The sequence below is a fragment of the Peptostreptococcus stomatis DSM 17678 genome, from assembly GCF_000147675.1.
Classification (GTDB): Bacteria; Bacillota; Clostridia; order Peptostreptococcales; family Peptostreptococcaceae; genus Peptostreptococcus; species Peptostreptococcus stomatis.
Map to the genome: position 1 here is coordinate 1 of NZ_ADGQ01000066.1, position 22,189 is coordinate 22,189.

The following is a 22,189-nucleotide window of genomic DNA, read 5'->3' on the forward strand; positions in this document are numbered from 1 at the left end:
GTTTTTTATTAATCCCGACGCTATCACAGCCATAAGGAAATTCATTCTAATGGCATATTTTTTTATTTTTCACTGGTATTATTGGCAGACTTTTTAAAGCTAACTATGGCCTTAAATAGGTCTCCATCCAGGTCTATATTTAGGTCACCACCCTGAACCTGGGCATAGCTCTTGGCTATCGATAGGCCTAGGCCTGAACCTTCAGTATTTCTAGACTTGTCGCCTCGCCTGAACCTTTCTGTAATTTCATCCCTGTCATAGTCTATTTCACTGGCTGAAATATTCTTAAATACTAGGTATATTGTTTCATCTTCGTCTTCAAGCTCTATATAGACCCTAGACCCCTCCATGGCGTACTTTACCATGTTGATCAGGAGATTTTCAAATATCCTATAGGTCTTTTCTCCATCCAGGTAAAGCATTACTTTTTTGTCAGGTAGCTTGGTCCTCAAGATTAACTGTCTTTCATTGAACCTATCTTCTACTTCCCAGATACACTGCTTGATTAATTCAACTACATCTATATAGTTTATATCTAGGGTTATACTTCCTGACTGGGCCTTTGAGATTTCGAACATATCGTCTATCAGTATCTTAAGCCTTTCCGACTTCCTTGATATGGTATCTATATACTCTCTTGACCTGTCTGATAGACCCTCTTCATTTTTGAGCAGGTCTGAATATGATATGATGGATGTCAAAGGTGTCTTGAGGTCATGGGATACATTAGAAATCAACTCACTCTTTAACTTCTGACTCTTTATTTCATCCTCTACAGTCTTCTTATAGGCCTCCTGTATACTCACGAGCTGTCTCTTCAACTCTTCATATATACCTACATTTTGACTCATAATCTCTATATCCAGGTTTCCATTTGCTATGTTCTCTGTTAGGCCAAAGAGGCTCTTGTAGTCTTCTTCACTCTCTCTTATTTCCCTAAGTACGACCCTTTCAAAGATAATGACCACCAGATAGTAGACCACTATGATAACAAGCCAGGTCACATAACTATCTACAAATCCACTCAAGATCAAGAATATAGACCCCACACTGATAATTACTATACCTAAAATGCACAGCCTGTTATATCTCTTACTAAAGTCTACATTCATAAACCTCCTTATGCCAGAGATTATTGACCTGTAGATAAGCATGATGGTTCTTATCACCAAACTCTTCTTAACCAGGTACTTCCTAATACCAGTATCCAGTACCATCCTAATCCAGGCTGCAAATATAAAGACCATCAAAAATATAAGGAACCAGTAGGCTATATTTATGCCATTTACCACCTGCTTGGATATCCATATAGGCACATTGTTGGCCATGACTTCCTTTAGGATGTTTCCATTTATAGTCTCTCTTACCACCCTTACCGGAACATCATTCCTTAGTAGGGAGTAATTGAGTTCTACCATAATAGCAACCAGGATTTCAAAAGGCAGTTTAAAGATATTCCTCATGCCATAAAAACCAGTCAAGAGCTCTTTAGGTAGTATTAGGGTAATTACAAGAATTGATATTAGTAAAAACCTTGCTATCTTATCTATCATGGAGAACTTACTTCTCTCAACCTTGTTTATATACCTGCTGATAGTATCGCTACTCGTATAGAAATTATTATTAATGGTCCTAGGAATGGCGTACATATATAGCCTGTTCTTGATTTGGTTTGTATTATAGCCAAAGAAGTCACTTGGAAGTTCTCCATTAAAGCTATATTCTATCTTCATCTTCCTTTCAGACTCACGTTCTAACATAAAGTCATCTATCTTTTGTTTGTTAAAACCACTGGTATATAGTAACTTGTACTTGCCATCCTTGTCGTATTCCAAGAGGATGCAATTTCTAAAATTCTTATTAATAGACTTGTCAGCATACTTGTAGGCCTCAACTACACTTGCATAATCTTTATCACCTGGCTTGGCCTCTAGGTATTTTTTAATCTTATCCGCAGATTCCTTAAAATCATAGTTGGAAAAAGCATAGCCGGTCTCAGTATTTATACAGGTAAACTTTACATTACCATCTGACCCCTTGATCATAGTCCCAAGGTCAGAATTTGCCACCTGGTTGAATTCATTTTTAATAGAATTTGCATCTAGGGTTCCAGAATAGTATTCTATATTGGTACTTTTAATTATTGAGTTGATTGTATCTTCGCTTAAAAAGATATCTGCAGGAGACAACTCCTTGTTCTTTTCAGCCTGGTAGCTCTTATAGTAGAGGTAATAATTTGAATTGAAGATATCTGATGTATACGCCTCCGTTTCAAATGGGTTGTCCTTTATCTCAGATATCTTTGTTTCTATATAGTGGTACCTGCGAATCATATTAAAGGCCAGGATAAGCATGACAAGGATAACCCCAAGGGTAAATATATGTTTCTTCTGAATTTCGTTAATCTTAAATCTTGTCAATTTTATACCCAACTCCCCATACTACTTTCAAATACTTAGGTTTTTTAGAATCCAGTTCTATCTTCTCCCTAATATTTCTTATGTGAACCATTACAGTATCAGTATTTATGGCATTTTCATTCCATACCTTTTCATATATTTCCTCTGAAGAAAAGACCCTGCCTGGATTTTTCATCAAGAGGTTTAAGATTTTAAACTCAATAGGTGTAATTTTAACAGGCTTGTCATCTACACTTACTGTCCTCTTGTTTTCATTAAGTTCCAGGCCACCTATAATATAAAGGCCTTCATCTTCCTTTTCTCCATCTTCATCATCGCTGATATTCATATACTTAGTGTACCTTCTTAACTGTGAGTTGACCCTGGCTAAAAGCTCTAGTGGTTTAAATGGTTTGTTGACATAGTCATCTGCCCCTATATTTAGGCCCATAATCTGGTCAACCTCTTCAGACTTGGCAGATAGGATTATTACTGGGAAATTATGTTTTTCCCTTAGCTTCATTATCATACTTGCCCCATCCATTACCGGCATCATCATATCTATAATAGCCAGGTGGATATCTTCCTTGTCTACTATTTTCAAGCCTTCTAAGCCATTATTTGCCTTAAAAACCTTATAGCCCTGGTTTAGTAGGTATATTTCAACAACATCCGCTATTTCTTTTTCGTCATCTACAACTAATATATTATATGATTTCATAGGCCCCCCTTTTCTCTATTCTTATTCTACTTATTGCTTTTACCATGGACTAACTAGGCTAGCCATATGTAAAAGTACTATGATATTCTTATTTTTTCTTAATATTTTTGATAACCAAGAGGCAGCCGTCCCTTACATTTATATAGGCATCCTGGGCCACCATAACATTGGAAATCCCCCTTGTTACCGAGTATTTCAAGTCCAGTTCCTCTACACTGTACTCCATATTAACTAGGGTAATCCCCCTGGCATCCCCCCTTATAGGTAAGATAGATACAATATCTCCAACATTACCCTTTAGGGTCATTTCATCATTTTTCAGGATATAAATTTCTTCATGTTCTGATATAATCCTAGGATACATACCCCTATCCAATATATAGTATAGGAGTTGGATATTGGCTAGTTCATGGTCAATACGTCCTCCTAGGGCTGCATATATATCTATACCTAAAAGTCCAACCTCTTCAACCAACCAGACCGCCAATTCAGCATCTGTTTCATCCTTCTTTGTTGGGAATTTTTTGAATACTACATCAGAAGCTTCATAGTATTCCCTAATATCATCTTCTATTGAATCCAAATCACCCAAAATATAGTTTGGCATTATTCCCAACCTGTAGAGGTGGTTGGCACCACCATCAACAGCAATTATTAATTCATATGTATTGTAATTCATGACTTCCCTTATGTAGTCATAGTCATCCAACTGGCCATTCAGAACCAGGCAGGCGGTCTTGCCATGAATTATTTCGCTTATTAAAGTTCCCATTTATTCTCCATCTACTGCTTTTCTTAAATCCATTACAGCCTTGTCGATATCTTCCTTACCAAAAATAGCTGAACCGGCTACCAGTACATCTGCACCAGCATCTACCAAGGCCTTGATATTTTCACTTGTGACTCCTCCGTCTACTTCTATCTCAATGTCTAGACCCTTGTCATCAATCATTTTTCTTAGCTCTTTTACCTTGTCTAGGACCTCTGGTATGAACTTCTGTCCACCAAAACCCGGGTTTACTGACATCAATAGGACCATATCCAGGTCTCCTAGGACATGCTTTATCATACAGACTGGTGTGGCTGGGTTTAAAACTACCCCCGCCTTAATGCCATGTGATTTGATATTCTGTATAGTCCTATGTAGGTGGGTACAAGTTTCATAGTGGACTGTAATTATATCACAGCCTGCTGCTGCCAAGTCTGGCAAGAACTTGTCCGGATCTGATATCATAAGGTGGGCATCAAATACCATATTTAGGTCCTTTCTTAGGCTCTTGATGATAGGGGCCCCAAAGGTAATATTTGGCACAAAGTGACCGTCCATTACGTCCAGGTGCAGGTATTCACAGCCTGCTGCCTCTACCTTTTTACATGATTCTAATAATCTAGCAAAGTCCGCCGATAAAACTGATGGTGCTAATTTCATTACAAATTCCTCCTAAGTTCTCTTATCTTCAAATTATTTATTTCATCTAGTATCTGTAGGTAAGACTTGTACCTACTTTCTGCTATCTCTCCTACTTCAAGAGCCTCTTTTACTGCACAAGCAGGCTCATTCTTGTGGATACACTTGCTTCCAAAGCGACATCCATCAAATTTAGCAAATTCTATAAAGTATTCCTGTAATTCTTCTATTTCTATATCTGTTAACTCGAAAGAACTAAATCCTGGTGTATCTGCAACTATGGCATTTGGTCCTAGCTTGTATAACTCTGAATGCCTGGTAGTGTGCTTACCCCTGCCCAGCTTTTGTGAAATCTCAGCAGTATCAATCTTGAAGCCAGGTTCAATGGCATTTAGGATACTTGACTTACCGACACCTGACTGACCTGCAAATACAGATATGCAACCTTCTAACTCCTGCCTTACCTGGTCTATGCCCTGGCCTGTCTCTACGCTGACAGGTATGACCTTGTAACCTATTCTCTCATAGTCAGATACTATCCTATCTACTATACTACCATCCTCATCCAGGTCAACCTTGGTTAAAATAATCCTAATATCTAAATTTTCCTTTTCAGAAAAGACTATAAACCTATCTAAAAGAACCATGTTTGGGTTTGGCTCCTTGACTGAAAAGGTAATCAAAACCTTGTCTACATTAGCTATTGGTGGTCTTACCAACTCAGATTTTCTTTCGTATATCTTTTCTATATTACCCTTTTTATCGGCTTCATCTATTATGCTGATAGCAACCCTATCCCCTACCAAGGGGCTAAGTCCCTTTTTCCTAAATATACCACGGACCTTGCACTCATATAGGTCTTGGCCTACTTCTACATAATAAAATCCGCTGATACCCTTGATTATTATTCCGTCTTTCATTCTACCTCCAAGTCTTTATCATTACTTATATGATAACACAAGAATCATGCCAGTTAAAGTTCTTTAAATTACAAAGCCACCATTGCTGGCTAGAACCTGACCAGTAATAAAGTCCGCCTTGTCAGAAACCAAAAATGAGACAAGATTGGCTATATCTTCAGGTTGACCCAACCTCATTAGGGGGGTCTCACCCTTCAGATAGTCTATATCAGACTGGTCAAAATCCTTCATCATATCAGTCATAATTACACCTGGTGCTATGGCATTTACATTTATACCTGACGGACCCACCTCCTTGGCCAGGGCCTTGGTGAAACCAATCATACCCGCCTTAGAAGCTGAGTAGGCCACCTCACAGGAGGCTCCTACCTGGCCCCACATTGATGATATGTTTATTATCTTACCACTATGGTTTGATATCATGTGTTTAAGAGCCTCCTTGGAGCATAAAAAGACCGACTTGAGATTTGTGTCTATTATCCTATCCCAGTCCTCCTCATCCATGTCTGTAATCAAACCCTCATAGCTGATACCAGAGTTATTGACCAAGACATCTATTGAGCCAAACCTATCCATACAAAAGTCAAACATGGCCTTGACCTGGTCTTGTTTAGAGACATCTGCCTTAAAAATCTCCACCTGGTAGCCCTCTTCCCTCAAAAACCTGCAAGTTTCTTGGGCCTCTTTTTGGGACTTGTTATAGTTTATCAATAACCTGTATCCTTCTTTAGCAAGCTGGATGGCTACCTGCCTACCAATTCCCCTGGATCCACCAGTTACCAATACTACCTTGCTCATTTAATCTCCTCCTAAAAACAAGGAGCCACCCCCCTTAGGCAACTCCTTGTCATAATCTACTTTAGTGATATATAAATTATATTAGTTGTTAGTTCCACCAATAATATTTTCGCTTGTAGTACCACCTGAAGAATCTGAACCATTGTCAGGTACTACTATACTACTTCCATTGCCGTTATTGTTTCCATTATTGTTTGACCTACCATTATTTGGTCTTGTGTTCCTAGATGACCTACCATTAGAAGGGTCTATGTCCCTACCGTTGTTATTATCATTGATGTTGCTATCATTACCATTAGAATCGTCATCAATTATTGATGGCCTTTCCTGCCTTGACTTCTTGCCCTTGCTGACAACTAGGGATACCTTTTGACCTTCATCACTAGAACCGCCAACTAGACTCTGGCTTAGTACCGTACCTTCTTCGGCATCATTGTATTCATATTTTACATTTCCTAATACCAGCTTGTTGTCATTGAGTAGCTTTTCTGCCTGGCTCAATTTAAGGCCAACCACATTAGGTACTGGAACCTTAGAATTACCCTTGCTGACTATTACACTTACAGAATCACCCTTCTTTAGGGTAGTATTCTCGCTAGGTGTTTGAGTTATTATCCTATCCTTGCTGACACCATTGCTGTACTCTTCTGATTTGACAACTAGTTTCAGACCTGTTCCTTCTAAACTCTTTTGGGCCTCTTCAACAGTCATATTTACAACGCTAGGAACTGTAACATTTTCTGAATTGTCCTTATTGAATAGGCCTAGTCCAAAGTACTTCATGAAAAAGGCTGCATAACCTATAAGGATCATGATTAGGATAACTGCAAGTATCTTAAGTCTTCTACGAGCTCTAGGAGTTTCCTTTTTTCTGGCCTTGTTCTTCTTTTCCTGTTTCTTTTCTCTCTTCTTTTCTTTTCTAGACTTAGGCCTTTCTTCATAGTAGTCATCGTCTATATCATCATCCTCATTGTAGTATTCATCATCCTCGTCGTAGTATTCATCTTCTTCATCATAGTAGTCATCATCGTCCTCATAATCATCATACTGGACTGGCTTCCTACCATTGAATACTTCTGGATCTCTCCTATCTACGTCAGTTGTAGCAAAGTTATTATAGTCCTTTATATACGGAAGGTCTATGTTCCTCTCTACAAATTCTATGTCCTCTATCAATTCTTCAGCAGTCTGGTACCTATTGGCAGGTTCCTTCTGCGTCAACTTGCTGATGATTGTCCTTACACTGTTTGGAATATTTATCTTGTCCTGGTCTGTGAAGGCTATGTCCTCGTTTATATGCTTCAAGGCTATGGATATAGGACTATCACCACTAAATGGCACCCTACCTATAATCATTTCATATAGGACTATACCTAATGAATATAGGTCTGCATTGCTTGTCAGATGCTTACCTTTGGCCTGTTCGGGTGATATGTAGTGAACTGATCCAATTACACTACCCATATTCGTCATAGTTGAGCTGCTTACGGCCTTGGCTATACCAAAGTCTGCAACCTTGACCTGTCTGCCATCCTTAGATATCAATATATTATGAGGTTTGATGTCCCTGTGGATTATACCATTCCTATGGGCTGCACTCAAGGCCCTAGCTATCTGCTTGGCTATGTCCAAGGCAGTATACTCTTCTAAAGACCCTTCATCTTGTATTATTTCCTTTAGGTTTTGTCCGTCCACGTACTCCATTACTATATAGTGGACCTTACCATCTTCGCCGACATCATACACATTCACGATATTTGGGTGGGATAGGCTGGCTACGGCCTCTGCCTCCCTCTTAAACTTAACCAAAAACTCCTGGTCATCGACAAATTCCGGTCTCAATACCTTTACTGCAACAATCCTGTTTAAAAGTTTGTCCCTAGCCTGGTATACAAATGCCATTCCACCGTCGCCAATTTTTCTTAAAATTTCGTATCTATTTCCTAATACTGTAGCTCCCATAATAACACCACCTTACACCATAACTATTATTACAGTAACATTATCTTTACCAGATGCTTCATTGGCCAAGTCTACCAAGCCTTGAGTAAGATCACCCATATCTGTATTCAACAATGTTTGCTCTATTTCTTCCCTATCCACAGCTCCAGTCAGTCCGTCAGTAGCCAACAATATTTTGTCGCCTTCCTCAAGGTCAACATCATATATGTCTACTAATACAACTGGTTCTGTACCGACTGCCCTTGTTATCTTATTTCTATCAGGATGGTTTCTGGCCTCTTCCTCAGTTATTATATTGGCCTTTACATACTCCTCAACTATTGAGTGGTCGTATGTAATCTTTTCCAACTTACCACCATTCTTCAAGATATAGCACCTGCTATCGCCAACATTGGCTATGTAGGCCTTGTTCTTGTAAACAACTGCAAGAGTTAGGGTTGTACCCATACCGTCATAGATTATATCTTCCTTGGACTTGTCATATACCATAGAGTTGACAGTGTTATAGGCCTGCTTAATTATATCTTCTATATAATCAATCTTTACTACTCCATTTTGTATTAAGTTATCATTAAAAAATTCTATTAAATTTTCTACTGCTAGTTGGCTGGCAACCTCACCCTTGTTGTGGCCACCCATACCGTCCGCTATGGCAAAAATACCTATCTCACTACCATCGCCGACTTCTATTATCTCACCCTTACAATAGTCTTCGTTATTCTTCCTGACCATCCCAATATGAGATTTGAATAAAAAATCCATATGAGTCCTCCCTTACCTCTTACTTACACTCCTTCTTAACTGGCCACAGGCACCACTGATGTCTGCCCCCATAGAGTTTCTGATTGTAACAGGTATATTATTCTTTTCTAAATATGCTTTGAATTTGTTTATGTATAAAATATCAGGTTTTTCAAAGTCCCTTTCCTCTATGGGATTTATAGGGATTAGATTAACATGACACAACATTCCCTTAAGTAATTTAACTATCCTCTCAGCTTCCTTTTTGGAGTCATTAACACCCTTTATCAAGGAATACTCAAAGGTAATCCTCCTATTTGTCTTGCCAATATAGTAATGGCAGGCTTCTATTATTTGTTCTACCTTATACTTGTTGGCAACAGGCATAATTTTTTGCCTTTCTTCATCAAAAGGTGAATGAAGAGATATGGCTAGGTTTATTGGAATTTCCAAGTCTGCCAGGTCTCTTATCCTATCCACTATACCACAAGTAGACAGGGTAATATGCCTATTACCTATATTTAGTCCATTTTTCTCATTTACCAACTTCAAAAACCTTATAGAGTTTTCGTAGTTATCAAGTGGCTCACCACTTCCCATCATGACTATATTAGAGACCCTCTTGCCCAGGTCTTCCTGGACCTTGATTATCTGGTCTAATATCTCCCATGCTTCCAGGTTCCTAGACAGGCCATCTATAGTAGAGGCACAAAATCTACAACCCATCCTGCATCCAACCTGGTTGGACACACAAACAGTCAGCCTGGTGTCATAGTCCATGGCAACTGTTTCTATTATATTTCCATCGTTTAGCCTAAATAGGTACTTTTTTGTACCATCTATCTTGGAATCTAAACGCAGGTCTTTCTCTATATTGCCTATTACTGCATGCTCTTGTAACTTGGTCCTTAGGGACTTGGGTATATTGTTCATTTCATCAAAATCCCTAATATTCCTGTATATCCAAGAATATATCTGACTTCCCCTGAACTTCTTCTCTCCTATTTCTACTAAAAAATCCTTAAGTTCTTCTTCCGTCAAGTTTTTGAGCACAAACTTTCCTTTATACATTATACCACACCTTTATTGATTTTTAAATTTTTTTCATTCTGCAAATAAAGAATCCATCCATCTCATACCGGTCTGGTAAGATCTTTACTAAGTCCTTGTCTCCTATACCCAAAAACTCCTTTACCGAACCTAAATCATCCAGGTCAAAGTCCTTGTGGTTGGCCAAAAATCTGTCTACTACTTCCATATTTTCCTGCCTGAAAATAGTACATGTTGAATATATAAGGATTCCTCCTTCTTTAAGGTAGGAACTGGCATTTTCCAATATCTGGTACTGAAGGTCTGGAAGGTTTAATACTTCTTCTTCCTTCTTGTACTTGATTTCCGGTTTTCTCCTTACTATACCCATACCTGAGCATGGAACATCACATAAGACATAGTCAAACTTGCCTATATAGTCATCATTAAGAACCAAGGCATCTCCCAGTCTAGCCTCCATATTATTAAGCCCCAACCTTCTAGCATAGGTATTCATTAGTTTAATCTTGTGGTCAAATATGTCTTGGGATATGAGATGACCGGTATTTTCCATAAGTTCACCTATATGGGTAGACTTACCACCTGGGGCAGCACATAGGTCCAATACCCTAGACTCCCTCTTGGGATTCATTACCTTAGCTACCAGTATAGAGCTTATATCCTGGACACTTACATATCCCTCCCTAAATAGGGGGTGTTTGTCTATAGACTTAAGACCCTTGACCTTAATAGCCTCTTCAAGTCCTTCAACTCTACTGGCTTCAAGCCCCTGGTCTATAATCCTGCCTATTATTTGACCTACAAGGTAATCCATACTTTGTCCAGGTCTCAATTTTGTCCTATTGACCCTTAGGTAGATGTTCGGCTTTTGAGACAAGGCCCTTAGTATTGCCTCTGTCCTTTCAAAACCATATTCCTTGACCAGGTTTTCAACTATCCAATTTTCATAGGAATAGTATATGGCTAGCTTGTCTACTGTATTTAAGCTTATATCCTTGACCTCATCTAAGTTTCTAGAAATATTCCTAAGGACTGCATTCACAAAAGAAGCCGACCTCTTATCAAGTTTTTTCATAATATTTACAGACTCGTTTATGGCCGCATAATCAGTCACACCGTCCATATATACCAACTGGTAGACTCCCATCCTCAGGACTAACTTTACAGAGTGTTGCATCTTCCTGACCTTGATTTTGGACACCTTGTTTATCATATAGTCCAGGTACCTCTTCTTCTCAATTATTCCATAGACTAATTCTGTCACAAAACCCTTATCCTGGTCATCTAAACCAGCCTCATTTAGGTACTTGTTTAGGGCCATATTGGAATAATTTCCGTTGACTTCTATATCAAACAATATCTTATAAGCTAAATACCTAGCTGACATATTTTCTCCCTTCAAACAGATGTGACTATATACACCCGCATATAGTCACAACACTTTTATATACTACAAGACCTAATCATCACTCCTAGCAAGCAAGACCAACCTCACCAACTGCAAGATTGATGCAAGGGCTGCCGCTACATATGTTAAGGCTGCTGCACTCAAGACCTTTTTACTTTCCTTATGTTCATCCAAGCCTACTATTCCTAGACTTTCTAACTGCTTCAAGGCCCTTGATGAGGCATTAAACTCAACTGGTAAAGTCACCACCTGGAATATCACGGTTGCTGAGAACAATAGGATGCCCAGCCACAAGAACTGCCTGCTAACAAAGAAGCCCATCATTATAATTATCCAAGAGGCAGATGAAGCAAAGTTAACCGCTGGCACTATAGCACTCCTAAAAACCATGGGTGCATAGGACTCCTTGTCCTGGATTGCATGACCACACTCATGGGCAGCAACTGAAATTGAAGTAATGGAAGTACCATAAAATACTTCTTCAGACAGGCTGACAGTCTTACCCCTAGGGTCATAGTGGTCAGTCAAAGAACCTGGAACAGGCTTTACAGGTACAGATGATAATCCATTGTAGTCCAGTATTCTCCTAGCTACCTCCTGGCCTGTCATCCCCTTCATTGCCCTTACCTTAAAATATTTTTTTGTAGTAGAACTTACCTTAAAAGATGCATACATACTCAGCAAGATTGCCGGTATTAAAAGCAAGAAAGTCCTATCCATATATAATCCATAAGGATACATATTAATCACTCCTATTAACTCAATATTTTTCCTGTTTCTATAGTATTGCCCTTTATGTATTCAGATACGTGCATCCTCTTCTTGTTTGGCATCTGTATCTCTTCAATCAAAATCACACCTACACCACAGGCTACTTCTATACCCTGCTTGTCTACTGCAACAATAGTACCTGGATCCTTACCTGTCTGGTTCTGGCTAATACTAGTCTTCCATATCTTTATCTTGCCATAAGGGCTCTCACACCAGGCACCCGGCCATGGCACAGTACCCCTTACAAGGTTATGGATACAGACTGCAGACTTTTTGAAGTTTATATGACCAAGGTCCTTATCCATCATAGGTGCATAAGTAGACTCGTCATCATTTTGTTTTGTCCTATTGGCACTACCATCTTCTATGGCCTTGACAGTTTGACTTAATAGATCTGCTCCTTCATCCATCATTTTGTCATGGAGCTGGCCTGCATTTATCTCATTGTCCAGGCTAAACTCCTTAGTCTGGATGATATCACCTGTATCCAGGCCTTCATCCATATACATAGTCGTTATACCTGTTCTTTCTTCACCATTTATAATTACCCAGTTTATTGGGGCCGCCCCCCTGTACTTAGGCAATAGGGAAACATGGACATTTACACAACCATACTTAGGCAGGTCTAGGACCTCCTTCTTTAGTATCTGTCCAAAGGCTATAACCACTATCAGGTCAGGATTTAATTCATTTAACCTATTTAAAAAATCTGGCTGGTCTGCTTTTTCTGGCTGTAAAATCTCTAGCTGGTGTCTCATGGCAGCTTCCTTGACTGGTGAAAAGGCTAATTTCTTGCCCCTTCCCTTAGGTCTGTCTGGCTGAGTTACTACAGCACATACATCATGACCATCACTAATCAAACGTTCTAGTGAAGGTACTGCTATTTCCGGAGTTCCCATAAAAACTATACGCATACTATTCACCCTTTTCTGTATCTTCTACTCTTTCAACAAATAAAATGCCTTCCAAATGATCTATTTCGTGGCAGAAAGCCCTAGCCAAGAAGCCCTCTCCTTCCACCTCGATATCCTTACCAAACCTGTCCTGGGCCTTGACCTTTACATAGTTTGGTCTTGTAACCTCACCAATGTAGTCAACTACGCTTAGGCAACCCTCAAGGTCTGTTTGTTCGCCTGAGGTTTCGACTATGACCGGGTTTATCAATTCTATCAAACCTTCACCAATGTCTACTACCACAGCCCTCCTAAGTACACCTACCTGGGGAGCTGCCAGGCCAACCCCATCTTCCTTGTACATTGTATCTGCCATATCATCTAGTAGGGTATGTAGCCTATCATTGAAGTCTACAACCTGCTTAGATTTTTTATTCAATAGGGGTTCCCCCATCTTTAATATATTACGTATCGCCATTTCCACTTCCTCCTACACTATATAAAACTATTTGGATTAATCTCTATATTTATACTGATGTCCTTGTCGAATATCTGATCAAATTTGCTGATACAAATATATCTAAGCATAGACTTTATACCCTTGACATCCATTACCTCATCCTTTATTATAACCTGCCACCTATACTTGTCGTTTATCTTATTTATTGAGCACTCATTAGGTCCAAGTATGCCCTTAATCTCGATTGACTGGGCCTCCAAAAGATACTTGACGGTTTCTATAAACTTAGTGGCATTATCCCTTACTATATTGTAATTCTTACCCGAAAAAACCAATCTGAACATATTATTGAAGGGTTCATATCCAAAGGCCTTCCTCAGCCTGATTTCATCATGGTAAAAACTCTTGTAATCATAATTTACCGCATGTCTGATAGCAAAGTGGTCTACATTGTAGGTCTGAAGAATTACATGACCCTTCTTTTGACCCCTGCCTGCCCTGCCCGCAACCTGGGTTATTAGCTGGTAGGTCTGTTCAAAAGACCTGAAATCTGGATAATTAAGCATCATATCTGCTGAAATTATACCGACCAGGGTTACATTTTCAAAGTCGTGACCCTTACTCAAGATTTGAGTTCCTATCAAAACATCTGCATCCTGCCTATTAAAGGTATCTAGGATAGACTCCAATTGGCCTTTCTTAGAAGTTGTGTCCTTGTCAATCCTCAAGGTCTTTATAGACGGATATTTTTTATTTATATATTCTTCAATTTTTTCTGTACCCAGGCCCAGAATCCCTATATTGCTACTGGAGCACTCTGGACACACACGGGGTAGCTCCTCATCATGGCCACAATAGTGGCATATGCCCATATTTTTAAACTTGTGGTAGGTTAGTGATATGTCACACTTTTTACACTTGATTACATGACCACACTCCCTACAGGTTACTGAGCTGGCATATCCCCTCCTATTCAAGAAGAGAATTACTTGGTTGCCAGCATTTACAGTCTTTACTATTTCATCTTCCAATACCCTACTTATTTCCGACCTGTTACCCCTATTCACTTCACCCTTCATGTCAACTATTTCAATTTGGGGCATGGCCCTTTCATTGGCCCTATTGTTGAGTTCCAATAGGGTGTATTCATCCTGACTAGCCCTATAGTAGTCTGCCACAGATGGTGTTGCCGACCCCATGACCAAGCTTATATTCTGCCTTAGGGACATATACCTGGCCACCTCTATAGTTGAATACTTTGGCGTCATCTCAGAATGGTAACTCATGTCGTGTTCTTCATCTATTATTATCAGGCCTAGTGACCTAAATGGCAAGAATAATGCCGACCTGGTCCCTATTGTAATCCTGATATTACCATTTTTAATTTCCCTGTAGACATCGTGTTTTTGACCCTCTGATAGGCCACTATGGAAAACTCCTACTATGTCTCCAAACCTTCCCTTTACCCTGGATATCATCTGGGGTGTTAAGGCTATCTCTGGTACTAATAAAATACTATCCAAACCTTGATTTAGACTATATTCTATCAGTTCCATATATACTTCAGTCTTACCACTTCCAGTCACCCCATGTAGCAAGAAGGGTTTCTTCTTATCAAGGGAAAATCCCTTCTTTATCTTGTCTACTATCTGTACCTGGTCTCTGTTTAAGTCTATCTTTTTTACAGGTGATGTAAACTTGGCTTCTGATCTCCTATAGTAGTCTAATTCTTTGACACTAATGAGGTCCTTGTCTATTAAACTCTTGATAGTCTGGTTGGATACCTCTAAGATTTCTATAAGGCTCCTTGCTTCAACTGATTCATTGAGACTTAGGAACCTGATTATATCTTCCTGCTTAGGACCCAGCCTATACTTTTTTTCACTTATTATCTGGTCTAGCTGGTCCAGGTCATACTTTAGTGATAGGAGTCTTATTTTCTTTTCGTTTTTCTTGTCCTTGTAGGTCCAAATTACCTGGCCATCTTCTTCAACTTTTTTTGCCTCCAACCTGCAGCCCTTTGGATAAAACAGGTTTAGGGCATCCATATAGGTACACATATACCTATTTCTAATCCACATTATCAGGCGTATATTTTCCTGGCTCAGCATGGGCTCTACGTCCAAGATTTCAAATATTTCCTTTATCTTATCTGCCTCTATGTCATCTGGCCCTAGGCTCTTTCTCTTAGCTACCACAAAGGCCTCTATTGGTTTGTTGGATCTACCAAAAGGGAGACTTACCCTGTGGCCAATCATAATATGGTCCTCCATATCAGATGGAAGCTTGTATGTAAACAGCATATCAGCAAACCTGCTCATGTTTCTAAGTATTAAGTCAATATACACCTTCCATCACCTCCCTTGGATAATTATAAAATCGCAAAAATAGCTAAATGATAAAGGGTCAACATTTACATTTAGCTATCTTCAATCCTACTTATTTTCTAATATATCTCTTACCTTATCCAATATTATGTCTCCTACTTCAGACTTAAGTAGCTTTGGATATTCGTTAATCCTACCATCGGCTTCTATTATCTTAACTATATTAGTCTCTGTACTGAAACCTGCCCCCTGCATTGTCAGGTCATTGGCAACTATAAAGTCAAGATTTTTCTTTTTGATCTTCTTGGTTGCATTTTCCAAGACATCGTTCGTTTCGGCAGCAAAGCCAACCAAGACCTTGTCACCCTTTATCTTTCCTAATTCCTGGGCTACATCCTTGTTTCTGCACAATTCTATACTCAGGTCAGAATCCTTCTTTTTTATCTTCTTGTCTGAATAAGACTTTGGCTTGTAGTCTGCAACTGCAGCGCTTTGGATAACAACGTCATTAGCTTCAAACTCCCTAACCAAATTTTCATACAGGTCATCTGCACTTTCAATATTTATATACTTGACCAAGCCCTTTGGGACATCCAGGTCAGTCTTGCCTGATACCAGGGTAACCTGGGCACCTCTGGCAACTGCCCTCTTGGCTATTGCATAACCCATCTTACCACTGGACCTATTGGTGATATACCTGACTGGGTCAATGGCCTCTATAGTAGGGCCTGCACTTATCATTATACTCCTGCCAACTAGGTCCTTGACCTGGGCTTCCTTTTCAAAAAAATCCACCACATAGGCCACTATATCATCTACATCAGCTAATTTGCCTGCACCGATATCTCCACACGCAAGTCTACCTGATGCTGGTTCTATAAACTTGTAGCCTAGGTCTTGTAAGGCGCCTATATTTGCCTGGACTATCCTGTTGGTATACATATTTGTATTCATGGCCGGTGCAATTATAACAGGTGCACTTGTAGCCATGACCGTGGTAGTAAGCATATCATCAGCTATGCCGGCTGCCAGCTTGCCTATAAAATTGGCAGTTGCCGGTACTATCAAAAAGGCATCTGCCCTCTTGGCCAACTCTATATGTTCTACCTCCCAGGTCTTTGGCTCCTTGAACATATCATTTATAACAAAATTATTACTCAAAGTCTGAAAGGTCATTGGCTGTACAAATTCACAGGCAGACTCTGTCATTATAACATGGATATTTGCATTCAACTTTTTCAATTTACTTACGACATCACAGGCCTTGTAGGCTGCTATGCCTCCTGTAACACCTACTATAATAGTCGTATTACTCAACATATTAATAGACTCCTTTTACATAGTTTTTCATTAAATTTATATAGTTGTCACGCTGGTATTTTGAGCCAAATATTCTATCCTTGCCCCAAATTCTCAGCCAGCTTATTAGTCCTGTTCTAATAACTTCTTTTCCTGGGCTAACTTGTGGGCCAATTCCTTGGCCTCAATTTCATCATCGGTAAGCAGCCTGTAACCTACTTTACCGGCAATTACTTCTTCACTGGCTATTACTACTGGTTTAGCCTTGTCATCAATATCTATTAGGGGCTCTTCCTTGTTAACCAGTTCTCTTGCCCTTTTTGAAACTGTTGCTATTAGGTAGTACCTATTGTCTATCTTTTCTACTATATCATTTAATGATGGTTTTAACATTTTTTATCTCCTTCTCAAACATATCTAATATATCTTTTTTATATCTCTTAACCTTGTTCTTTTCAACTTCCAATATATTTAAAATCTCTTCTGAAGACTTCTCCACTATATTGTTAAATATAAAGTAGTCATAGTCTCCAAGGAGCTTGATTTCATCATAAGCACTGTTAAATCTTTTTTCTATCTGTTCATCCGTCTCAGTTCCCCTGCCTACAATCCTATTTCTCAATTCTTGCAAGCTAGGTGGCAGGACAAATATGAATACGGCCTGTGGATATACCTCCTTGATTTGCATAGCTCCCTGCATTTCTATCTCTAGAATCACATCCCTACCCATATCAAGTTCATCAAAAATGGCCTTCTTAGGCGTACCATAATAGTTGTCGTATATCATGGCATATTCTAGGAATTCACCCCTGTCTACCATGGCTTCAAACTCTTCCTTGGTCTTGAAAAAATAGCTTTTGCCTTCTACTTCACCAACCCTAGGTTTTCTAGTGGTTGCCGATATAGACAAGTTGATATCCTCATGCTTGGAAACTATATCCTTGCAGATAGTTCCCTTACCAGTCCCGCTTGGACCGGATACAACAAGTAATAAACCCTTCTTATTAATCATATTATCCCTCCAAACTACTCTATATTCTGGACTTGTTCCCTGATTTTTTCTAATTCTGCCTTCATATTGATAACCAGGTTGGCTATAGAAACATCAGACGATTTTGAACCCATGGTATTTACTTCCCTGTTCATCTCCTGAATCAAAAAGTCCATCTTCCTACCAACGGATTCATCTGCAGTCACAGTATCCCTTAGCTGGTTTATATGACTCTTAAACCTTACTATTTCCTCTGTAATGTTAGACTTGTCAGCATATATAGCCACTTCCTGGGCCAGCCTGTACTCATCTACCACCTTAGGATCGTCCAGAAGTTCGCTTATCCTGGTATATAACTTTTCCTTATATTCTTTTTCAATACTTTCAGTATACTTTTCCAGGTCACATACAGACTCTTCCAATAGGTCTGCCCTGGTAAGTATATCTTTTTCCAGCTTTTGACCCTCAATTATCCTCATATTACACAGGTTTTCTAGGGCCTTATTGGCAGCCTCTGACAGCATATTCCACAAGATTTCCTCGTCGTCTTCAGCCTCTGTAATCTTGACTACATCGGGAAACTTTGCTATATCTACAGGACTAATCGGTTCTTCCAAACCAAAGTCAGCCTTGATATTCTTAAGAATATGGTAGTACTGCTTAGCTAATTCAGCATCATATACTAGTTGGGACCCGACAGAAGTAACGGTCTCGAACTTAACAAATATATCGACCCTACCCCTATTAAGGTGGTCCTTGATTAAAAACCTTAACTTATCTTCTAAAAAAGATAGTTTCCTAGGCATCCTAGGATTTATGTCTAAATACTTGTGATTTATTGTTTTGCATTCAACCGAAAGATTGTAGTACTGGTCCTTAAACTCGCCTATACCAAATCCTGTCATACTTTTCGCCATAACTAATCTCCAATCCAATATAAAATTGCTACTAACCTTTATTATAACATATCGGACATGCTCTAACAACACATAAAACCTCTTGACCAGTCAATAAAACCAATCAAGAGGTTTACTTTTGTAATCTCCATATTTACTGTAATTTTAAGCCCTTGCTTTTATACAAGGCATACTACTTTACCAAATCCTTTTTTACTTTCTTCTACCAGGCCAACACATTCAATACCTAGTATTCTAGGGAATTCAACACTAGGTGAATATCCTTTTCTTGTAAAAATTTCTGAACGATTTATCCCAAATCCCCTTACCTTAATAAGGGTCCATCCCTCTTTAATCCTTGGTTTTGGAACCTCTTGATATACCAGTTTATCTACCCCACCAGCTTCATAAACTACTACTGCTTTCATTGTCTTATATCACCTCGTCATTTCAATCAATTTTTTCACAAAATTATTACTCGGATTATTCCACACTTCTTGTCTTGTTCCATATTGCTGAATTTTACCTTTGTCCATCACTAAAATGTGTGTTCCCATCTTGAAAGCTTCATAAATATCATGTGTTATAAATATAATCGTACAATTTGTTTCTTTATGAATTTTTATCAAGTCTTTTTGAAGTTGGTACCGTGTTATTGAGTCCACTGCACCAAAGGGTTCGTCCATAAGTAATATATGCGGTGAATTAGCATAGGCCCTTGCTATACCTACACGTTGTTGCTGGCCACCTGATAATTCATGAGGATATTTTTCTTTTATATCTAAGGGCAAACCAACAAGATTAAGCATTTTATCTATAATCACTTGAATTTCTTTTTCTTCTTTTTTTTCAAGTTTTGGTATATAGCCAATATTTTCTGCCACTGTCATATGAGGAAATAACCCATTACCTTGAATAACATATCCTATTTTTCTTCTAAGAGAAATCATATCTTCATTCAATATATTTTTACCTGAGATTAAAATTTCACCTTCATCTGGCTTCAATAATCCATTAATCATCTTTAAGAGTGTCGTTTTTCCTGAACCTGAGGTTCCTACTATACATATAAAGTCACCTTCTTTTATACCGAGATTGAAATTTCTAACTATCCATTCCCCATTATATGATTTTCCTATACCCTTGTACTCAATCATTTCATTCATTTTATTCCTCCAAAAGCCCTTTTTCCATCAAAAATTTTTTCGCAACATCTCTTGGATTTTCCTTGTTAATTTCAACCTTTTTGTTCAAAAAGGACATAGTTTTTTCATCCATTAAATTATTTAATTTATCTAACACAAGATTTAATTCTGGATGTCTATTCAGTGTGTCTTCTCTTACAACCATACCCGCCATATATTTTGGGTAAAATTCCAGGTCGTCTTCAAGAACTATAATTCTCGGATCTGATATCTGTCCGTCTGTTGTGAAGACTGTCATAACATCAATTTTTTTGTCATACAAGGCCTGATATTTTAAACCGTTATCCATATCGACAGCCTTCTTGAATTGTAATTTATACGAATCTGCAAGTGCCTTGTATCCATCCTCTCTTTCAAAGAAATCATACTCTGCACCAAATACAAAGTCTCCTGCATACTTGGCTAAGTCACTAAAGGTTTTTATATTATACCGCTTTACCAAATCTGCCCTAATAGCTAAACTATAGGTATCATTAAACCCAAACATACCCTTCCATGCCAACTTATATTGTCGTCTATACTCTTGATCAAGCAGGTTAAATTTTTCATTAGTGTAAGTTTCTGTTTTCTTTAACACTATTTGCCAGGATGTTCCTGTATACTCTGGATACATATCGAAATCACCTCTTACTATTGCTGGATGAATATTGGATGTTCCTCCTCCTACTCCATGAGTAATATTTACATTTAATCCGGTATCATGCTTTATAAGTTCCCCTACCAGTTCAGCCAAAATATAGCTCTCTGAAGTAGGTTTAGATGCAATATTGATACTCTTATTTTTTTGGTTATGATAAAAACCTAATATAAATAAACCTATAAGAAATATAATCCCTGATACCATTGCCACTTTTTTATTTTTTAATTTTTTAATTTTATGTTCTGATACCAATTTTCCAAATAGACTTAAAATACCATCAACTACCAATGCTAATAGTGCAATCAGAAAACTACCTATCAAAATAAGAACATCATTATTAGTTGTAATTCCTCTATAAATTGCTACACCTAAGCCACCTGCCCCTACAAAGGATGCAATCCCCGCCAAAGCTATTGTCATCGTAACCATATTCATGATGGATGAGAATATTACAGGAAAAGCTAAAGGAAGCTTAATCTTATACAATATTTGAAATTCCTTGCTACCCATAGCCCTACTCGCTTCTATAATATTAGGATCAATCGTGCTTATTCCAATATAAGTACTCCTAACTATAGGCAATAATGCGTATATGCTTAGTGCAATTATAGCTGTTGTATTCCCAATTCCAGTTATAGAAATCAAAAAACCCAAAAGGGCTATTGAAGGAATCGTATATGCTATATTTACAACAGATATGATATAAGCTGCAATTTTAGGTTTTTGCGAAATGAATATACCAATAAATAAACCTACAATAATTGCGATAAATACTGATGTAAATGTTATATATATGTGCTCTTTCAAGAGGTTCAAATAGAATGATGGGTTTAAAACTAACTCTCTTATAATTTTATTTATCATACCCATCCTCCATATTCACAATAATTTTCCTTAACATATTTTCAAACATTTCTATTTCACTCTCTGAAAATCCCTTATAGAATATTTCATCCATTTTATCTGTAACTATCTTTGATTTTGACTCTAAAAATTTTCCTTTATCTGTTAAAAATACATTTTTCTTTCTTTTATCCTTAGTGCTTTGCTTACGATATATTAAGTCTTCTTTTTCCATTTTATCAAGCATATTTGTCAGTGTATTGATTGCAAGTCCTGTTTTCAAAGATATGGATGTACTACTCAAACCATCCTTCTTCCACAAGTAATATAATATCTTGCCTTGTTCTCCATTAAATTCAGTAAGACCATATTCAGAAAATAATTTATTTAGCTTTCTCCCACTGAGAAACTTTGCTCTTCCGATTAAATATCCACCTTCTGTTTTCATATTCTTCTC

The 22,189-nt window shown here is 38.2% G+C and carries 22 protein-coding genes; all 22 read right to left on the minus strand.

Annotated features, from left to right (window positions below):
* Nucleotides 1-62: 62 nt before the first annotated feature.
* Complete coding sequence (locus HMPREF0634_RS07445) at nucleotides 63-2,420, minus strand: sensor histidine kinase (protein WP_050786375.1); 2,358 nt, start codon at nucleotides 2,418-2,420, stop codon at nucleotides 63-65.
* Nucleotides 2,407-3,120: a response regulator transcription factor gene (locus tag HMPREF0634_RS07450; protein WP_007790619.1), complete on the minus strand. Its 714-nt coding sequence runs from the start codon at nucleotides 3,118-3,120 to the stop codon at nucleotides 2,407-2,409. Before HMPREF0634_RS07450 ends, HMPREF0634_RS07445 begins: the two co-directional genes overlap by 14 nt.
* An 88-nt stretch (nucleotides 3,121-3,208) precedes the next feature.
* Nucleotides 3,209-3,892 carry a thiamine diphosphokinase gene (locus HMPREF0634_RS07455; RefSeq protein WP_007790561.1) on the minus strand — a complete coding sequence of 228 codons (684 nt, stop codon included), beginning with the start codon at nucleotides 3,890-3,892 and terminating at the stop codon, nucleotides 3,209-3,211.
* Nucleotides 3,893-4,549 (minus strand): ribulose-phosphate 3-epimerase, encoded by a 657-nt coding sequence (gene rpe / locus HMPREF0634_RS07460; RefSeq protein WP_007790532.1) that lies wholly within the window; start codon nucleotides 4,547-4,549, stop codon nucleotides 3,893-3,895.
* Entirely contained in the window at nucleotides 4,549-5,448 is a 900-nt protein-coding gene (gene rsgA, locus HMPREF0634_RS07465; protein WP_007790584.1) for a ribosome small subunit-dependent GTPase A, read from the minus strand. Before rsgA ends, rpe begins: the two co-directional genes overlap by 1 nt.
* Nucleotides 5,449-5,511: 63 nt before the next feature.
* Nucleotides 5,512-6,246, minus strand: a complete 735-nt coding sequence (ymfI, locus tag HMPREF0634_RS07470) for an elongation factor P 5-aminopentanone reductase (protein WP_007790598.1) — start codon at nucleotides 6,244-6,246, stop codon at nucleotides 5,512-5,514.
* Nucleotides 6,247-6,327: 81 nt separating this feature from the next.
* Nucleotides 6,328-8,208, minus strand: a complete 1,881-nt coding sequence (gene pknB / locus HMPREF0634_RS07475) for a Stk1 family PASTA domain-containing Ser/Thr kinase (protein WP_007790590.1) — start codon at nucleotides 8,206-8,208, stop codon at nucleotides 6,328-6,330.
* Nucleotides 8,209-8,220: 12 nt separating this feature from the next.
* Nucleotides 8,221-8,970 (minus strand): Stp1/IreP family PP2C-type Ser/Thr phosphatase, encoded by a 750-nt coding sequence (locus HMPREF0634_RS07480; RefSeq protein WP_007790578.1) that lies wholly within the window; start codon nucleotides 8,968-8,970, stop codon nucleotides 8,221-8,223.
* Between the two features lie 12 nt (nucleotides 8,971-8,982).
* Entirely contained in the window at nucleotides 8,983-10,020 is a 1,038-nt protein-coding gene (rlmN, locus tag HMPREF0634_RS07485; RefSeq protein WP_007790538.1) for a 23S rRNA (adenine(2503)-C(2))-methyltransferase RlmN, read from the minus strand.
* 22 nt (nucleotides 10,021-10,042) lie between these two features.
* Entirely contained in the window at nucleotides 10,043-11,386 is a 1,344-nt protein-coding gene (rsmB, locus tag HMPREF0634_RS07490; protein WP_007790518.1) for a 16S rRNA (cytosine(967)-C(5))-methyltransferase RsmB, read from the minus strand.
* A 72-nt stretch (nucleotides 11,387-11,458) separates the two neighbouring features.
* Nucleotides 11,459-12,148 carry a zinc metallopeptidase gene (locus HMPREF0634_RS07495; protein ID WP_007790602.1) on the minus strand — a complete coding sequence of 230 codons (690 nt, stop codon included), beginning with the start codon at nucleotides 12,146-12,148 and terminating at the stop codon, nucleotides 11,459-11,461.
* Between the two features lie 14 nt (nucleotides 12,149-12,162).
* Complete coding sequence (fmt, locus tag HMPREF0634_RS07500; RefSeq protein WP_007790593.1) at nucleotides 12,163-13,092, minus strand: methionyl-tRNA formyltransferase; 930 nt, start codon at nucleotides 13,090-13,092, stop codon at nucleotides 12,163-12,165.
* Between the two features lies 1 nt (nucleotide 13,093).
* Nucleotides 13,094-13,549 carry a peptide deformylase gene (gene def, locus HMPREF0634_RS07505; RefSeq protein ID WP_007790616.1) on the minus strand — a complete coding sequence of 152 codons (456 nt, stop codon included), beginning with the start codon at nucleotides 13,547-13,549 and terminating at the stop codon, nucleotides 13,094-13,096.
* Nucleotides 13,550-13,566: 17 nt separating this feature from the next.
* Nucleotides 13,567-15,879: a replication restart helicase PriA gene (gene priA / locus HMPREF0634_RS07510; RefSeq protein WP_007790541.1), complete on the minus strand. Its 2,313-nt coding sequence runs from the start codon at nucleotides 15,877-15,879 to the stop codon at nucleotides 13,567-13,569.
* A gap of 87 nt (nucleotides 15,880-15,966) precedes the next feature.
* The gene (gene coaBC / locus HMPREF0634_RS07515) at nucleotides 15,967-17,178 is read right to left on the minus strand and encodes a bifunctional phosphopantothenoylcysteine decarboxylase/phosphopantothenate--cysteine ligase CoaBC (RefSeq protein ID WP_007790506.1); all 1,212 of its coding nucleotides are present in this window, start codon (nucleotides 17,176-17,178) and stop codon (nucleotides 15,967-15,969) included.
* 105 nt (nucleotides 17,179-17,283) lie between these two features.
* Nucleotides 17,284-17,550 carry a DNA-directed RNA polymerase subunit omega gene (gene rpoZ / locus HMPREF0634_RS07520; RefSeq protein WP_007790555.1) on the minus strand — a complete coding sequence of 89 codons (267 nt, stop codon included), beginning with the start codon at nucleotides 17,548-17,550 and terminating at the stop codon, nucleotides 17,284-17,286.
* Complete coding sequence (gene gmk, locus HMPREF0634_RS07525; RefSeq protein WP_007790564.1) at nucleotides 17,528-18,169, minus strand: guanylate kinase; 642 nt, start codon at nucleotides 18,167-18,169, stop codon at nucleotides 17,528-17,530. The genes rpoZ and gmk overlap by 23 nt, the downstream gene beginning before the upstream one ends.
* A 14-nt stretch (nucleotides 18,170-18,183) precedes the next feature.
* The gene (locus HMPREF0634_RS07530; RefSeq protein ID WP_007790572.1) at nucleotides 18,184-19,065 is read right to left on the minus strand and encodes a YicC/YloC family endoribonuclease; all 882 of its coding nucleotides are present in this window, start codon (nucleotides 19,063-19,065) and stop codon (nucleotides 18,184-18,186) included.
* Between the two features lie 158 nt (nucleotides 19,066-19,223).
* Nucleotides 19,224-19,472 carry an alcohol dehydrogenase catalytic domain-containing protein gene (locus HMPREF0634_RS07535; RefSeq protein ID WP_007790551.1) on the minus strand — a complete coding sequence of 83 codons (249 nt, stop codon included), beginning with the start codon at nucleotides 19,470-19,472 and terminating at the stop codon, nucleotides 19,224-19,226.
* A gap of 9 nt (nucleotides 19,473-19,481) precedes the next feature.
* A complete protein-coding gene (locus tag HMPREF0634_RS07540; protein WP_007790544.1) occupies nucleotides 19,482-20,210 on the minus strand; it encodes an ATP-binding cassette domain-containing protein in 729 nt (242 codons plus the stop codon).
* A 1-nt stretch (nucleotide 20,211) separates the two neighbouring features.
* Nucleotides 20,212-21,753, minus strand: a complete 1,542-nt coding sequence (locus HMPREF0634_RS07545; protein WP_007790604.1) for an ABC transporter permease/substrate-binding protein — start codon at nucleotides 21,751-21,753, stop codon at nucleotides 20,212-20,214.
* Complete coding sequence (locus HMPREF0634_RS07550) at nucleotides 21,743-22,180, minus strand: MarR family winged helix-turn-helix transcriptional regulator (protein WP_007790587.1); 438 nt, start codon at nucleotides 22,178-22,180, stop codon at nucleotides 21,743-21,745. The genes HMPREF0634_RS07545 and HMPREF0634_RS07550 overlap by 11 nt, the downstream gene beginning before the upstream one ends.
* Nucleotides 22,181-22,189 lie beyond the last annotated feature (9 nt).

Bases quoted from the DNA above. Each gene is read 5' to 3' on its own strand.
- HMPREF0634_RS07535 (WP_007790551.1), bottom strand. From the start codon at position 19,472: ATGAAAGCAGTAGTAGTTTATGAAGCTGGTGGGGTAGATAAACTGGTA.
- HMPREF0634_RS07550 (WP_007790587.1), bottom strand. From the start codon at position 22,180: ATGAAAACAGAAGGTGGATATTTAATCGGAAGAGCAAAGTTTCTCAGT.
- rsmB (WP_007790518.1), bottom strand. From the start codon at position 11,386: ATGTCAGCTAGGTATTTAGCTTATAAGATATTGTTTGATATAGAAGTC.
- HMPREF0634_RS07480 (WP_007790578.1), bottom strand. From the start codon at position 8,970: ATGGATTTTTTATTCAAATCTCATATTGGGATGGTCAGGAAGAATAAC.
- HMPREF0634_RS07545 (WP_007790604.1), bottom strand. From the start codon at position 21,753: ATGATAAATAAAATTATAAGAGAGTTAGTTTTAAACCCATCATTCTAT.
- rpe (WP_007790532.1), bottom strand. From the start codon at position 4,549: ATGAAATTAGCACCATCAGTTTTATCGGCGGACTTTGCTAGATTATTA.
- rpoZ (WP_007790555.1), bottom strand. From the start codon at position 17,550: ATGTTAAAACCATCATTAAATGATATAGTAGAAAAGATAGACAATAGG.
- rlmN (WP_007790538.1), bottom strand. From the start codon at position 10,020: ATGTATAAAGGAAAGTTTGTGCTCAAAAACTTGACGGAAGAAGAACTT.
- gmk (WP_007790564.1), bottom strand. From the start codon at position 18,169: ATGATTAATAAGAAGGGTTTATTACTTGTTGTATCCGGTCCAAGCGGG.
- HMPREF0634_RS07530 (WP_007790572.1), bottom strand. From the start codon at position 19,065: ATGGCGAAAAGTATGACAGGATTTGGTATAGGCGAGTTTAAGGACCAG.
- pknB (WP_007790590.1), bottom strand. From the start codon at position 8,208: ATGGGAGCTACAGTATTAGGAAATAGATACGAAATTTTAAGAAAAATT.
- rsgA (WP_007790584.1), bottom strand. From the start codon at position 5,448: ATGAAAGACGGAATAATAATCAAGGGTATCAGCGGATTTTATTATGTA.
- ymfI (WP_007790598.1), bottom strand. From the start codon at position 6,246: ATGAGCAAGGTAGTATTGGTAACTGGTGGATCCAGGGGAATTGGTAGG.
- coaBC (WP_007790506.1), bottom strand. From the start codon at position 17,178: ATGTTGAGTAATACGACTATTATAGTAGGTGTTACAGGAGGCATAGCA.
- HMPREF0634_RS07495 (WP_007790602.1), bottom strand. From the start codon at position 12,148: ATGTATCCTTATGGATTATATATGGATAGGACTTTCTTGCTTTTAATA.
- HMPREF0634_RS07450 (WP_007790619.1), bottom strand. From the start codon at position 3,120: ATGAAATCATATAATATATTAGTTGTAGATGACGAAAAAGAAATAGCG.
- def (WP_007790616.1), bottom strand. From the start codon at position 13,549: ATGGCGATACGTAATATATTAAAGATGGGGGAACCCCTATTGAATAAA.
- fmt (WP_007790593.1), bottom strand. From the start codon at position 13,092: ATGCGTATAGTTTTTATGGGAACTCCGGAAATAGCAGTACCTTCACTA.
- HMPREF0634_RS07455 (WP_007790561.1), bottom strand. From the start codon at position 3,892: ATGGGAACTTTAATAAGCGAAATAATTCATGGCAAGACCGCCTGCCTG.
- HMPREF0634_RS07540 (WP_007790544.1), bottom strand. From the start codon at position 20,210: ATGAATGAAATGATTGAGTACAAGGGTATAGGAAAATCATATAATGGG.